The sequence below is a fragment of the Legionella anisa genome, assembly GCF_001467525.1.
GTDB lineage: Bacteria > Pseudomonadota > Gammaproteobacteria > Legionellales > Legionellaceae > Legionella > Legionella anisa.
Genome location: NZ_LNXS01000048.1, coordinates 1 through 13,841, shown reverse-complemented (window position 1 = coordinate 13,841; position 13,841 = coordinate 1). Strand labels below are relative to the sequence as shown.

Sequence of the window (13,841 nt, the reverse complement as noted above, 5' to 3'; positions counted from 1 at the left end):
TGAGTAAATCTCCACAATTTAAGGAGAGCGTACTTTACAAAATCATTTAAACTCTGTCACACAGCCTTGCCGGAAGGACACACAGGATATAAATCATCAATTGCCCGGATTTGTTGTGTTAAGTTCCGTTTCCCCGATTGTGCAATGAACGAGCAATGAAATACCAAACCCTTACTGGATTCAAAAAGAGATTTATAAAGTGTGGGACAGAGTTCCTCGCTGGTTAATAGTTGATAAGGGTATTCTTCACTTTGTTCATATAAGTGATTGATATCCATGAATAACCATGTATTGTCTTTATACTTTTTAAAGCCAACCGTATGTTCTTCACTGCTGCAAACCACTACAACATGACTTTTAGCTGGGAGGATAATATACAATTGCTGTAAAAATTCCTTGACGTTTTGGGTGGATGCCAAACTTATTGTTTTACTAAACAGATTCTTAACGGTTTTTTGATTCCTACAGAGGTTAAGTTGGATCATCTTGTAGATAGCATCAATATTAGATTGCTGAATGACCTGAGCATAAATCTCATGATAATCGTCGGGGGATTGAGCCAGGCATATGGCTTCAAGAAAAGGTCTTATTTCATTTCGTTTTTGTTCTTTTCTGGACAAAGTTTGGCTTGATCTTATTTTCTCACTAATAACCTGTACCGTATCGGGTAATGTTCTTTTTTCTCGTTTAATCAGATTGAGTCGATTATAAAATTGATAATCTAATCCAAGTGCTGCTTCTTGAGCCCAGGTTAATGTAAAGCCATGACAAACGCCGTCTTCATGTTGGTAATTAAATTTATCAAAAAGAGTCAATAAATCTTCGTGCTCTAAGGCATTTTGTTTTGATAAAGCAGGGATTAACCGATTTAATGATATAAGTTTAAGCTGGTGCATTGCTACAATCAGTAGAGAGACTAAGAGAAGCACATAGAAGACGTATTCCATTTTACGAATCAGTTAATTCCTTTACCAAAATCAAATCATAATCTGCAAACGAAAGCAATGTCAGGTAAAGGTTTGATTGATACGCTATCTGATTGATGTGTGGATTAAGTTTAAACTATAGTACTGGTCTGATCATAAATCTTACAATATTAAAACTTTTTAAAATTATAGACAAAAAAATGGAAAAAATGATAAGTCATTCTACACTTAATGTATCTGAGGGCCTCATGGTGAATTAGCTCAATACGATTTGTTGCAGGTTAGAAGAGCTCCAAATGAGGAAAAGAGTCATGGAGGACATAAATGAAAATTTGGCAATCAGTAGTAGCTGCAACCTTTTTGCTGTTTCCCTTAAGTCATGCTCATGCTATTGCATCTACGAATAATATCACTGATTTTCCTCAACTCGTACAAGCCGTTGAGAGTGGTAATGATGTCCGCGCAATTATTCACTTTGATGACTGTGATGTTACAGGTCCTGAACTTTCGGCTCAAGCAAAAAGAAGGTTAAACGGAGCTACAACTCGATTTAATTTTACCCAATTTTTTCATGGTAAAGAGGAAATTGATGATAACTTAATCGATACCGTGACTACGTCCATGAAAATTTTTATAAAGAAACCTTCAGGGGAGTTCTTAACATTTTCAGGTCGTTTAAGTGTTTTTGAAGATAATACCGCGACACTGCATGTGGATTTCTTTGATCCTGTTTTGAAGAAACAAAAATTTGTTGTTGATTGGTTTTGCAGGATTAGTAATGGTAACGATAATAATGGTTTAGTGTTATTCAATTTTTCTTAGCAGAGAAGGGGCCTGAGGTAATCTTCTATTTTATTAGGGACATTCACATGAGATGGAGACGTTTCTTTTTTCTAATCGGATTTTTGTTATCTTATAACACCATAGCTCTTGCATTGAAGGTGGAACTAAGTGAAACAAGCCCAGCATCACCTGCAGTATTGCATCAAGACGAGGCGCTCTATGTTCTTATTCATTATCAAAGTGAGCAGCCCTTGCGTTTCCAGGCCATAGGAACATACCTTGGAAAAGAGGTCAAGACCAATGTCCGTATGAATCCTTCTCAAGCATACCCCGCGGGAGAAGGACAAGCTATTGCTTGGGTATCTTATTATAAGGCAACAAAAATCGATTCAGTGAGGGTGACTGTATATAATGCTAATTGGCAGCCTTTAGAAACTAAATCCTTTCCGCTTTCAGCAACTTGGCAGGAAGATCACAGTAACGCGACTCATCCAGAGGCTCCCTGGGTCAATGAGCTGAATCAGCAGCAACAGGCTAGCGTGTCCGCAGTGCAACAACCTCTTGCATCAGGGGATATTTTATTCATACAACTCCTTTTTTGGTCCATTCCTATCTATTGGATTTTGCAGCTCATCACGTTATGGAAATGGTCTGGCACATGGCGAAAAATCGCTTGTATCCCTCTATTTTTTAGTATTCCTTTATTGATTTATACTGTTTTTGCTCTACTTGCAGAGTCTAATTTATGGCCGTTAATGATGCTTTTTATTACCCCGGTTATTTTGTTAGTCCTATTGATTATTATGATTATGAAAAAAATGAGCACTTCATAGAAAAAATCTAAAAATGCCCGGATCTTTATTCGATCCGAACTGAATCATATAATGAGTTTCAGATAGTTTCCTGGTGGAACAATGGTGGTTTCCACACATAACTGTAAAGGATGCTCTCGTTTGTCATCGCTGAAGAAATGCTGGAGAGTTGACACTACTTTTTCAGCCATGAGTTTTTGATCTTCCAATGAACGTGGTCGAGTTTGGATGAGTCTTGCGTGGAGAAACATACCGGCTTCTGATGTCCCATCCGCAACGCGAAACGCATCCAAAATGTGGATACGTGTCTTTATATCTGCCAGTGATGCACTAGGAACTGACATGATCGCCTGATGCAGTTGCTGTAATAGAAATTGCAGATCATGTTCTTCTGCCAATACACGAGGAATTTCTAGAATGACATGTGGCATAATCAGCTCCTTGACGAATGATTTTCTAATATCCAGTTCGCAATCTCATCTTTACGTGCAAACCAAACATTAGGATGAGTATGCGCATATTCCAAAAACTGCTCGAGCACTCTGACAACAGCCGGTGTTCCACCAATACGATCATGCGTACTGATTGACATTTGGCGTCGACGAAATTCACTTTCAGCATATAATTGATCAAACTCATGTTTTAAGGTACTCAGGAAGGCATCGGGTGAAAAATGGCGCCCTTCAATGAGTACAATGTCATTACAGCGAATAGTATAAGGAACTACTGCAAATGGTTTTCCGTTTACCGATAATACAAATGGCTCATCACGACTTAAATCATCAATGTGGTAAAGAAATCCTAACTCCTGTAGTACCGAAATTGTGTTGATACTACGGCGCAACCAGTTACAGTTATAGCCTCTTGGGGTAACGCCGGTTACATCATGTATCGCTTTGACACCAGCGGCAATAAATTCTTTTTCTTGCTCGCGGCTCATGTTAAATTGTGATGACCAGCTCATACCATGTGCTGCAGCCTCATGACCTCTTTTTACAATTTTTTTTGCAAGTTCGGGATTGGCAAGCACAGCTTGTCCTACCATATGTGAAGTTACTTTAATATCATACTTATCCCAAAGTTCGAGTAATCGGGGGATTCCCTCCTGATAACCATACTGAAACCAAGTTTTAGCAGGTAAGTCAGGATATTCTGGAGGTAAGGGAGCTCCAGAAAAAGGACTATCAAATCCATACGCAGGCTCACCTCCAGCTTCAAATTGCATGGAGATAGAAATCGCCAGTCTGGCTTTATTAGGCCAGAAAGAGCGTGCTTTATTTGTCATAATAGTTCTCCTTATTCTCATGGATTATGAGAAAAATTGAGTTCGATTCTAATTCCATCAGGATCAACAATAAATAATTGGTTGGCTCCCTCTTCTTCGGGAACGATGCGATGTTGGTAAATCACATTAAGATGACGAAAATGAGATAATACTTTTTCCAAGTGATCTGCAGCAAAAGCAAGATGATCAATGGCTCCAGACTGATTTTGTACTTCTAGAGTTTCGTTATCTAAATATGTTTTTTGCTCTAAACTTTTATTGTCCGCTTCAATTAAATGAACGACAGGTAAATTATTTGCATATAACCAGTATCCTGGAAATTTAAAAGGCGGTCTATAACCCACATTTAATCCCAAGACTTCAGTATAAAATTTTTTACTTACTTCAATGTTTTTCGCACGAATAAGGTAATGTTGAAGGTGTTTTATGGTCATAAGGGATCCTTTTATACAAGTAAATGTCCACCCTCTACAAAAACAGTTTGTCCCGTCATAAATTCATTCCTTAATAAGAATAAAACTGTTTCTGCGAGTTCGCCAGGTTTGCCAACATGACCAACAGGCAACATGTTTTCTAGTCTATGAAACATTTCTTTTTTATCAGTAGGGTTCATTGCTGCATAACGCGGGGTATCCACAACGCCAGGGGCAATTACATTAACGCGCAGAGGGGCAAGCTCTATTGCTAATGCTCTTCCCAAACCTTCAACGGCGCTATTCACAGCGGCCATTACAACTAAATTTTTTTTAGGCCTTCGCGAAATTACTCCTGCAAAAAGAACAAGAGCCCCTCCTTTACGAACAAATGGTGCTCCATATTTTGCTGCATAATATTGTCCCCAAAATTTGCTATCAAAACCTGATCGCGCAACTGCAGTATCCATGGTCAAAAAATCTCCTGTTGGAATAACCGATCCAGGTGTGGTTAGATAATCAAATTCGCCTGTTTGTGCGAAAAAATCTTTTACGGCAATTTCATCAGCGATATCCAGTTGATAAAACTCGGTATCCTCTGGAAGTTCCGCTTTTACCGCGGATTGAATGGATTTAAAGCCCGTTACAACGAGTTGCAGGTTTTGTTGTGCCGCTAATTTTGCAGTGGCTAAACCAATGCCTGACGTGCCGCCAATGATAATAAGTCGTTTTCTTGAGTTGGACATGGAAATACTCCAAATTGAGATTACTGTTTTGAATACTACCCAAAGAATATAAATCCACTTTTTTGAATAGTTACACTATATGGCATATTATTGCGATTAATTTCTATATAAACATATTTTATAACAAAATATATATTTTTTCAAATAAAGTATATTTTTTTGTGATAATTAAGGAGTCCTTATGAAAACTTTGGTCGATGAACTCTACGAATCCATTCACGAAGAGATAATAGGTAATCGCTTGAAGCCGGGCCAAAGATTACATATTGCTCAGTTGGCTGAGCAGTATCATGTTGGTTCAGGACCCATTCGCGAAGCGCTTTCTCGATTGCTGGCGACGCAGTTGGTTATCGCAATCAGCCAACGTGGTTTTCGTGTTGCTCCTATTTCACGTGTGGATTTACATGATATTTATAAAACTCGCGCCCACATTGAGGTGATTGCGGTGACGCTTTCAATTGAAAATGGGAGTGATGCATGGGAAGCAGAAATGATTGCTGCATATCACCGTCTTGCCAAATTTGAGTCAGAACATAAAATAAGCAACCAAGAAGCATACACAGAGTGGGAATCTCGACATCGTGCGTTTAATTTAGCGTTGATTCATGCCTGTCATCTGGAACATTTATTACGCATTCAAAGTCAACTTTATTGCCTTACAGAACGTTATCGAAGGCAATGGTTAATTGCAGGACTTATGAGTTTAGATGGTTTACATTATGCTAAAGAGCAAAAGAAAATTATGGATGCTGCTTTGGCGCGAGACACTCAATTGGCTACGACGCTACTTCATGAGCACTTTGAAAAAGCAATTACAGTGATTGAATCCTATTTTTCAGAGCATAATTTATTTGATCACTTCGAGTAGTGGGGGTCCGGTTCATAGGGCTGGACCCGGGTATCACTTCATTTCCTCAAGTTACACGTGCTTATTGCTGTAACAAGATCAATAGCCATACACCCTCTAGCTTAAAAAAAGTCCTACCTAGGCGCCAATGAGCATATTCAATCATAAAAAAAGCGTTGTTAATCAATCCTTAAGCAGTAATGTTTTATACTGATAAAAAGTAAGGAGGGCATTAAATTCAATCTTTATGATTAAATAAATTTCATATTGTCTTATAACTAACATATAATTATAAATATATTAAAGTTGGCGGTTTTTTTATACTTCTACCACTGAATAAGTAAATATCGGTGGACTTTTGATAATACTCCAATCAAAGAGGAGAAAATAAATGGCCTTATCTAAATTAGGGGAAGAAATTAAAGCAACACGGGAAAAACTTGAATATATGCCTCCCCCAGAAAAGGTAGTGCGACAATTCTTTGATTCATCTTCCGAGCATCCTATCATTCAAACAGGTAAAAAATTTACGGGTACAACAGATACAAACGAAATGGGGAAGCAATATATAGAATTGATACGCCAGTTTGGAAAAATCAAGTTAGACTTTGAGAATGCTGCAAAATCAATATTTGAAGAAGATTACTCGGAACAACAAAAGAAGAAGTTTGAAAATTTAACAATGCAGTATTATGCGGGATTAAAGGTTGTTTCTGACTGCCTGCTGCATGCGGCAAAACAAAATCATACACAAATTGGAATGGAACGCGTAGAGGCTCTGCATACAAAACTTAAAGAAGATATTGTTCTTTATAAGAGTACCGTAGAATCGGTTGCGCTGAATATAGCAGACCATCAATTAAGAAATATCCAAAAAGGAGAGAAAGTAAAGCTTGATGAGATCATCCCTCATATAAAAGCAGTCTACGATAAAGTATATCATGATGCACATAATCCGTTTTGGCGATGGATTAAAAGTAAGTTTATAAAGAGCGACAGAGCCAAAGAAATTGATTTTTTAACTGAAATATCAAAACATCCACAGTGTAGTGAATCGATTCGACTTCAAGCAATGCATTTAGTTCATGATAAAATTGTGCAGACAGAAATGTTTGGTAAAGAAGGTAAGATTTATAAAGGCAGCAAGCTTGGTAAATTATTAGAAGGTATTGATAAAGAAAACATTACTGTTGAAGAAGATAACGATGAAAAGTTGGTTGCTTTTATTTTTTCGCAAGGTCTACAAGATAAAATACCAGATGGTATAAGGGATTATTTAATACAAACCGATGAAGAATATAGACAAAAAGTCAATGCTGTAATTCAGTAATAAACGCAGCTAATCAATGTTTCGTACCATAAAGAACATGCTAAAAAACACTTATTGATCAAATGTTAATCAATAAGTGTTTGAAAATAGAATAAATCAAAGTTCCTACAGCAAAAATCACTTTTTATCAATGGATTATGATTAATGCCCATTTCCCTTAGTTTTTATAAGCAAAATCCTCAATTGCATAATAAATATCTAGAAATTAAGATGAATCATCCTTGATTTATGGCCATTTGAAGTACTTGAATTCGTTTCATCAAGTGCGCCTTCAACTATGAGACATTTGGTTCTGAACTGCAATAATAAAGGAATAATGACGATGTCAGAGAAGATAAAAGGAACTGTAAAATGGTTTAACGAACGCAAAGGCTTTGGATTTATCCAAAGTGATGGCCAGGATTATTTTGTACATTTCAGTTCCATTCAAGGAAGCGGCTTTAAGACACTCAAAGAAGGAGAGTCCGTTTTATTTAAGCAAGGAAAAGGGCAAAAAGGTCTCCTGGCGGAAGATGTTCAAGTGGTTTAAGCTCATGGATGTTAGTAAGTTAGGGTCTGTTTACATTTCGCTAGATTGAGTCAAAATGGCTTGAGTTTCGAGTACCGAAGCGCAGCATACACAAAGTATGTGAGCATCGGAACACAGAAAATCATGTCATTTTGGCTAAGATAGTAGAAATGGAAACAGACCCTAGTGTTATTTGATAGTTAATGATTACTCACGCAAATTCCGCGGTTTAGTCCGCGGAATTTCTAATATTTGTATGCACCAATTACATTGGCAAATGTTGCCGCAGAAAATCAGATAATTTTTGCTCTGTTAGATGAATCACGTCATTCTTAATATTATGAATTATCAAATTATTAATGTGCTTGTTTGTATGCTGTAATAAAAGCCCATTCATATGAGGTGGTGCGACGATAATGAGTTGGTCATAATCGTGATTATTTCTACCGCTATCCAGTTCTTCTGCAATTTTTCTTGCGAAATTATCGTTTTCTATTTCTTTGGGATCGGATTGTTGTGCATAGGTTCCTTGCGTGGTAGATCCAGTGTTGAAGCGGCCTGACCTACTTGATGTCATCTTACTCTCTCTAAGCGTACCTTCAGGATGGAGAAATTCTTTGACCAGTGAGAATTGATAAGGTTTTGTGGTCGACTTATAGATTCTGCAAGTGCTTGAGTCTGTAGTCAGAATCCATGTTGCATGTTGATCAAATTTCATCACGATATCCTTAGTAGTGGAAACTTTAATATTTACAACTAAATCGATGGGGCAAGCGTTTCTGCTTCATTTTCTTCATTCAAATGTGCATCAAGCTTCGGTGAAAACTCATTTTTCAGCGCATATTTTTTTAACAGATACAATACAATTCCATCTATCTGTTCGTCTATTTCTTCAAACAACGGCTCTATGTTTTTATTTTCCATAATAACTCCATTCATTAGATTGCTCTCGATGCGTTCATCGAGATGTGAAATATGTTCTGGAAGAACCTGTTTTCTAATGTAAATAGTCCTACTTTTCTAAAAAGAGAGTTTACTGAATTTCTAATCAGGAATTGGCAATTTTAATTTCCATATACTTTTTTTAACAATCGTGGTCTTACTTATAAAAACTAAGGAAAATAGGGATGTATTGATTTCCAACTCCTTGGAAAATCACTTAACTCACTGTTCCCCTAATACCTATGACCACAGCGTTTTTATCCAGTTTGGTAGTTTTCACTTTCATATACATACCTGCTTCAAAATGACCTGGAATATTACAGGCGAATACAACATCATGCTTTGGATTTGCTTTAAATTGCCAAGTCAATGTTTTCGTTTCACCAGGATTAATTGTGATGGTATTACCATCTTCATGAACCATACCTGGCATGGTTCGCATCATTTTTTGATGTTCTTTTTGTTCTTTTTCATCGCCTATAGAAAATTCATGAACTACTTTTCCTATATTGGTCACTTCAAATCTTATAATTTCACCGTCATGCAATTGGGGGTTTTGTAAGAAATTAAATCGCATGTCATCTGAAGCAGTCACTTTAATCGTTTTGTTGGCCTTTGTTGCCTTCACTGGATTTCCTATGGAACTTGTTTCATGGTGAGAATGTGCACATATTGAATTGATAAAAAAAACTGAGAAAAAGCCGGTCAAAATAATCGTTCTTGACAATGTAGTTAACATATTTGAAATCCTATTTTAATAGTAAGTGCTCAGCCAAACGTTCGAGTAAACAGTCAGGCAGGGGGACCTGAGCTATTATGTGCAAAATATATCATGGAATAATCGTATTGGTGATTCTAAATGATCTTAATGTGTCGTTGTATCCTGCTGCTTTGGTAAAGTACAAATAAACCAAGCGCCTGTGCCATCGTGATGCTGTACGTAAAGCTTACCGCCATGTGCTTCGATGAGGTTTCTGCAAATAGTAAGCCCCAAACCCGTTCCTTGAGCTTTGGTGGTAAAGTAAGAGTGTAAAATTTTATCTTTATGCTCAGGAATAATGCCTGGCCCGTTGTCACGGAAATGCATCTCAATGTATTCATCTTTATTCTTTGTTTGAATGGTTAGCTCGGGGGCTTGGCTTATATTCTCTTGCATTGCCTCTATGCTATTTCGAGTTAAGTTGATAATAATTTGCATTATTTGAATTCTATCAATATCTAATTTAGGGAGTTCCTCATCTAAAATTAAATTAATCTTTAACTTTGAATGAGTTAACTCATAATCTAAAAAAATCATGGTGTCTTGAATTAATATATTGATATTCGCTTTTTCTGGAAAATGCACATCTTGATAAATAAAGCTTTTCATGCGACTCATTACTTCACTGGCATGTTTTGCCTGGGAAATAATTTTATTCAATAAGACTAATGTACCAGGATCTAATTTATTTTTTTCAATGTGTTCTTTTATTTGTAAAAGACACGTCTGACTATAAAGAAAAATCGCGGTTAAAGGTTGATTAATTTCATGAGCTAATGCCGATGCCATTCCTTCCATTGTATTTAATCGAATTGCATGGGCTAATTTTGCTTGCTCTTTCATTTTTAATTTTTTTTGTAAATAAAATTCAGTTAGATCTTTAATAAGCAAAATAATTTCATTCTTTTGAGAGGCGTGGTTATAGATGGGATTAAAATTTATTTCAAAGCAAAAACTAGCTTCATCTGATTCACTCGAATTTTCAATTAAAATGATGGTTTCTTCTCCTAAAAGAGCCTGGTAGCACGCCATAATTAATTGTTGTTTGTATTCTGAAAAATCGGAAATAAGCGTGAGAAAATTCATTCCTGTTTGAATTTTTATTGCAAAAATTCTAGAAAAAAACTTAATAAAAGATAGATTTATTATTTTAAAATAAAATTCTTTATCTAAAGTGGCTATCGCATCAGAAACATTTTGTAATAAATTGGTAACCGTTTCTAATGATTGATTTAATTGGATTTGCTGTGACTCTAATTGGCGCACATAAGTTATGTCTCTAAGACGCAGCAGTATTAATTTATCCTTGGTAAAGAGACATTCAATCTTTATATATTTTCGTGTTCCACCTTTTACTAATAATTCCAATTCACAACCTTGTCTCACTTTTTTTTCGATGAGATTGTGAATGCATTTTTTTAGAGTATTGTGCTGAAATGAACTGATTAGGTTTAAAAAATTTTTATTAAGCAGTTCATTGCGATCATAATTCAATAATGATGCGCTTTGAAAATTTACAGCCTTTATTAAATAATTTTTATCAATGGTAAAAAAAGCTGATGGATTAAAATCATAAAATTCAGTAAATTGTCTTTTTAATTCCTCGATTTCTACATTAAGAGAATTAATTTCCCATTCTTTTTCATTTAACTCATTTCTTTTGAATAACAACTGTTCATGTAATTTTTTAATTTCCTCATTTATTTGGAAAGATGATTCTTTAATGATGGTTGAATTCATTTCATTTACTTCCATTTAGTTGAAATTAAGGTGCAACATAAATACGATTAAAACGACTAATGACTTTAGGTAATCTACTGATTGGAGTAGGAGGGAGGTGTACTACTATAAGTATTGTAGCTGGAAAATCTGTAGGTAGTGGATTTAATAGGCATTCTAATGCATTGATTGCACCTGCTGATCCTTCGATTACAGTAACGTAATTTTTAAACAATACTCACTCCTTTTAAGATTTTTAACTATATATCAAATTTGTTAATTCAAATATAGGGTAAACCCGTAATTCAGCGCGTGTATTTCATAATGGTGTTTTTTAAAAAAAGCTCGTACAGTTAATTTTGAAAAAAGAAGTTGAGATATGCTGAATTAACATTTTTTAGATTTTTGCTAAGTTATTATTCCGTTGCCAAGTTACTCTATAACTTAATGTAGCGACTTGTTTATATTTATAAAGATACTGAGCAAGTCGCAATTTTTTAGGAGCTAAGGGGAGGCTCAGTAATGAATTGTTGTCGACCTTCATTTTCATTAAGGAAAACAGGGATTTTCAATGCAATTAAAACAATTAACAGTAGCTCAACAGTTATTCAAACGTTTTTGCTATGGTTACAATGAACGTGATTTAAATTATTTACGTTCACTTTTTTCTGGTGATGTGATTATGTGGGGCAGCGGTATTGACGAGTACCGAATAGGCATCTTGCAAATTGAGGAGCAATTTTTGTGGGATTGGGAACAGTATGATGACTCCCAAATTAAATTACTTACGTTTATTCCAACAATGCCTAATTCATTTTGGGCTGGTGCTCATTGTGAAATAAAAATATGGATAGATAGTAAGAATTATGATTTTCAAAATTTACGCAGTACGATTTGTATCGATTTGGAAAATGATGCTTGGAAAATTACTCATTTACATATTTCATTTCCACTTTATTAAACAGAAGAAATAAAGAGGATCAGCAGTAATAAATCAAAGACAATTATCTCTAATGTGTTAACTATTGAAACAAAGAGATAAGCGTTACTCAGTTACATTACAATATTCTTTTAGAATATGAAACACATCATTTAGATCGAAAGGTTTGGATAAAAAAGTTTCATGTGGCATTTTTTCCATTTTTTCTAAATTTGTTTGAGCAGAAGTAATAATTGTTGGGATATTTCTTATCCGCTGTGACGTTTTTTTTCTTTCTCGGAATTCAAAACCATCAAGAACAGGCATCATGAGATCCAAAAAAATAATTGCTGGCAGAGGATCTTTTTCAAGCATATTTAATGCCTCTTGGCCATCTCTAACCGCTACGGTCATATACCCTGCATAGTCTAAAGCCCAAACTAACGCTTCACTTACAGCATTGTTATCTTCAATTAATAAAATAAATTGCTCTTTCTTATCCAGTTCCATGGGATCAATTCGTAGTAAAGTAAAAAAATTCATTGCCCCAGTTTCAACGAATCGCTGTTTTTTCTATGACGTGTAAGCTTTATTAATTCATGCTGCATATCGAGCGACGATCCTTACACAAAATCAAACTGATTCATTCTGTAGAATCAATGACTCTAGTATAAATAAGATTAATCTTTATAAGCTCAGCTAAAGATTTTGTCTCCATTTTTCTCATGACATTAGCACGATGAACTTCAACTGTCGATATAGATATATTAAGATCATAAGCGATTTGCTTATTTAATTTACCCTCAACAACCAAATCCATAACCTGTTTTTCACGTCGGGTCAAACTATCTATTCGCTCATGAAAATTAGACTGCGAGATTGTAGTGCTGTTATTTTTTTTAAGACATTTTTGTGTGACTTCTAATAAATTTTGATGATTAACGGGCTTGAGAATAAAGTCCTCGGCTCCAGCTTTCATGGCTCGTATTGCCATTGAAATATCACCATAACCTGTGATTACGATTACTGGTAATTTATTTTGTGACGAATTTAATTGCTCCAATAACTCTAAACCACTCATTATAGGCATCCGTACATCGATGATTAAACATCCGAGTTGATTCGTATAACTATCAAGAAAGTCCTTAGCGTTTTCATAGGTTTGAACGTGAAGATTGATTGACTCAAATAACCACCGGAATGATTTGCATATTTCAGGATCATCATCAACAACAAAAACTGTTTTATTGGACGGCATATCCATTACCTTTGTTGAAATGCTTTAAGTTGAAAACAAATACTATGAGGAAATAATTCAGCTAATAAGACACCACTATCTTTATCAAGAAAGGTATGACAATAGGTAAGTTCATTTTCAAAATCTTCTTCATTTATTAAAAAATTACTTTTGATTAGAATTCTCATCGTGTTTTTATCCATGTACGTTTGGATTTCTAATTTCGCTCGATGAAGCTTATTTTTTTCTACTGTGTGAATACATTGTTTCAATAAACGAAATAAAACATGTCTGATCTGAAATCTATCAATATGAAAATTAGGAGCATTTCTTTGAAAATTTAAGATTAAGCTAATCTTGTGATGTTTTATTTCATAGGAAAATAGTGAAATAATCTCTGTAATAAGGTTATGGATATCAGTAGGTTTTTCTGTGATTTTTTCTTGAGCTGCATACTTAAATATGGAATCAATTTTATTTTTCAACAAATCAGTATGTTCATTAATTTTTTGCAAGACACTGAGTATTTGTGTGTCCTTCCGGCAAGGCTGTGTGACAGAGTTTAAATGATTTTGTAAAGTACGCTCTCCTTAAATTGTGGAGATTTACTCAAT

19 protein-coding genes are annotated in these 13,841 nt (G+C 35.2%); 6 read left to right on the top strand and 13 right to left on the bottom strand.

What is annotated here, in order from left to right; genetic code table 11:
- Positions 1-56 precede the first annotated feature (56 nt).
- A complete protein-coding gene (locus Lani_RS20905; protein WP_204165657.1) occupies positions 57-896 on the bottom strand; it encodes a hypothetical protein in 840 nt (279 codons plus the stop codon).
- Between the two features lie 354 nt (positions 897-1,250).
- On the opposite strand from Lani_RS20905, the gene Lani_RS15185 reads away from it, so the two are divergent.
- A complete protein-coding gene (locus tag Lani_RS15185) occupies positions 1,251-1,748 on the top strand; it encodes a hypothetical protein (RefSeq protein WP_019233294.1) in 498 nt (165 codons plus the stop codon).
- Between the two features lie 47 nt (positions 1,749-1,795).
- Positions 1,796-2,542, top strand: coding sequence for a hypothetical protein (locus tag Lani_RS15180; protein WP_019233293.1), 747 nt, complete (start codon positions 1,796-1,798; stop codon positions 2,540-2,542).
- A gap of 44 nt (positions 2,543-2,586) precedes the next feature.
- Here the strand turns inward: Lani_RS15180 and Lani_RS15175 are convergent, their stop codons facing one another.
- The 4 genes from Lani_RS15175 to Lani_RS15160 are packed head-to-tail and all read right to left on the bottom strand — an operon-like array spanning position 2,587 to position 4,965.
- Positions 2,587-2,952: a tautomerase family protein gene (locus Lani_RS15175; protein ID WP_019233292.1), complete on the bottom strand. Its 366-nt coding sequence runs from the start codon at positions 2,950-2,952 to the stop codon at positions 2,587-2,589.
- A 2-nt stretch (positions 2,953-2,954) separates the two neighbouring features.
- The gene (locus tag Lani_RS15170; RefSeq protein ID WP_019233291.1) at positions 2,955-3,806 is read right to left on the bottom strand and encodes a polysaccharide deacetylase family protein; all 852 of its coding nucleotides are present in this window, start codon (positions 3,804-3,806) and stop codon (positions 2,955-2,957) included.
- A gap of 17 nt (positions 3,807-3,823) precedes the next feature.
- Positions 3,824-4,240 carry a VOC family protein gene (locus Lani_RS15165; RefSeq protein WP_019233290.1) on the bottom strand — a complete coding sequence of 139 codons (417 nt, stop codon included), beginning with the start codon at positions 4,238-4,240 and terminating at the stop codon, positions 3,824-3,826.
- Between the two features lie 11 nt (positions 4,241-4,251).
- Positions 4,252-4,965 (bottom strand): SDR family oxidoreductase, encoded by a 714-nt coding sequence (locus Lani_RS15160; protein ID WP_019233289.1) that lies wholly within the window; start codon positions 4,963-4,965, stop codon positions 4,252-4,254.
- 181 nt (positions 4,966-5,146) lie between these two features.
- Between Lani_RS15160 and Lani_RS15155 the strand changes: the two genes are divergently transcribed.
- The 3 genes from Lani_RS15155 to Lani_RS15145 all read left to right on the top strand — a co-directional run bounded on the left by Lani_RS15155 (position 5,147) and on the right by Lani_RS15145 (position 7,671).
- On the top strand, positions 5,147-5,833 hold the full coding sequence (locus Lani_RS15155; protein WP_019233288.1) for a GntR family transcriptional regulator: 687 nt from the start codon (positions 5,147-5,149) through the stop codon (positions 5,831-5,833).
- 370 nt (positions 5,834-6,203) lie between these two features.
- On the top strand, positions 6,204-7,142 hold the full coding sequence (locus Lani_RS15150) for a hypothetical protein (protein WP_019233287.1): 939 nt from the start codon (positions 6,204-6,206) through the stop codon (positions 7,140-7,142).
- A 322-nt stretch (positions 7,143-7,464) separates the two neighbouring features.
- Positions 7,465-7,671 carry a cold-shock protein gene (locus tag Lani_RS15145; protein WP_019233286.1) on the top strand — a complete coding sequence of 69 codons (207 nt, stop codon included), beginning with the start codon at positions 7,465-7,467 and terminating at the stop codon, positions 7,669-7,671.
- Between the two features lie 244 nt (positions 7,672-7,915).
- Here the strand turns inward: Lani_RS15145 and Lani_RS15140 are convergent, their stop codons facing one another.
- From Lani_RS15140 to Lani_RS15125, 5 genes are all read right to left on the bottom strand, one after another.
- Positions 7,916-8,368, bottom strand: a complete 453-nt coding sequence (locus Lani_RS15140) for a host attachment protein (protein WP_019233285.1) — start codon at positions 8,366-8,368, stop codon at positions 7,916-7,918.
- Positions 8,369-8,406: 38 nt separating this feature from the next.
- A complete protein-coding gene (locus Lani_RS20525) occupies positions 8,407-8,574 on the bottom strand; it encodes a hypothetical protein (protein ID WP_019233284.1) in 168 nt (55 codons plus the stop codon).
- Positions 8,575-8,809: 235 nt separating this feature from the next.
- Positions 8,810-9,331: a cupredoxin domain-containing protein gene (locus tag Lani_RS15135; protein ID WP_019233283.1), complete on the bottom strand. Its 522-nt coding sequence runs from the start codon at positions 9,329-9,331 to the stop codon at positions 8,810-8,812.
- A gap of 126 nt (positions 9,332-9,457) precedes the next feature.
- The gene (locus Lani_RS15130; RefSeq protein ID WP_019233282.1) at positions 9,458-11,092 is read right to left on the bottom strand and encodes a PAS domain-containing sensor histidine kinase; all 1,635 of its coding nucleotides are present in this window, start codon (positions 11,090-11,092) and stop codon (positions 9,458-9,460) included.
- Positions 11,093-11,117: 25 nt separating this feature from the next.
- Positions 11,118-11,306, bottom strand: coding sequence for a chemotaxis protein CheB (locus tag Lani_RS15125; protein ID WP_019233281.1), 189 nt, complete (start codon positions 11,304-11,306; stop codon positions 11,118-11,120).
- A 336-nt stretch (positions 11,307-11,642) separates the two neighbouring features.
- Here Lani_RS15125 and Lani_RS15120 point away from each other — a divergent pair, with 336 nt between their 5' ends.
- Positions 11,643-12,032 (top strand): nuclear transport factor 2 family protein, encoded by a 390-nt coding sequence (locus Lani_RS15120; protein ID WP_019233280.1) that lies wholly within the window; start codon positions 11,643-11,645, stop codon positions 12,030-12,032.
- 84 nt (positions 12,033-12,116) lie between these two features.
- On the opposite strand, the gene Lani_RS15115 is transcribed toward Lani_RS15120, so the two are convergent.
- From Lani_RS15115 to Lani_RS15105, 3 genes are all read right to left on the bottom strand, one after another.
- Positions 12,117-12,533, bottom strand: a complete 417-nt coding sequence (locus Lani_RS15115) for a response regulator (protein WP_019233279.1) — start codon at positions 12,531-12,533, stop codon at positions 12,117-12,119.
- 100 nt (positions 12,534-12,633) lie between these two features.
- Complete coding sequence (locus Lani_RS15110; RefSeq protein ID WP_019233278.1) at positions 12,634-13,248, bottom strand: response regulator transcription factor; 615 nt, start codon at positions 13,246-13,248, stop codon at positions 12,634-12,636.
- A gap of 5 nt (positions 13,249-13,253) precedes the next feature.
- Positions 13,254-13,715, bottom strand: coding sequence for a histidine kinase (locus tag Lani_RS15105; RefSeq protein WP_136344280.1), 462 nt, complete (start codon positions 13,713-13,715; stop codon positions 13,254-13,256).
- Positions 13,716-13,841 lie beyond the last annotated feature (126 nt).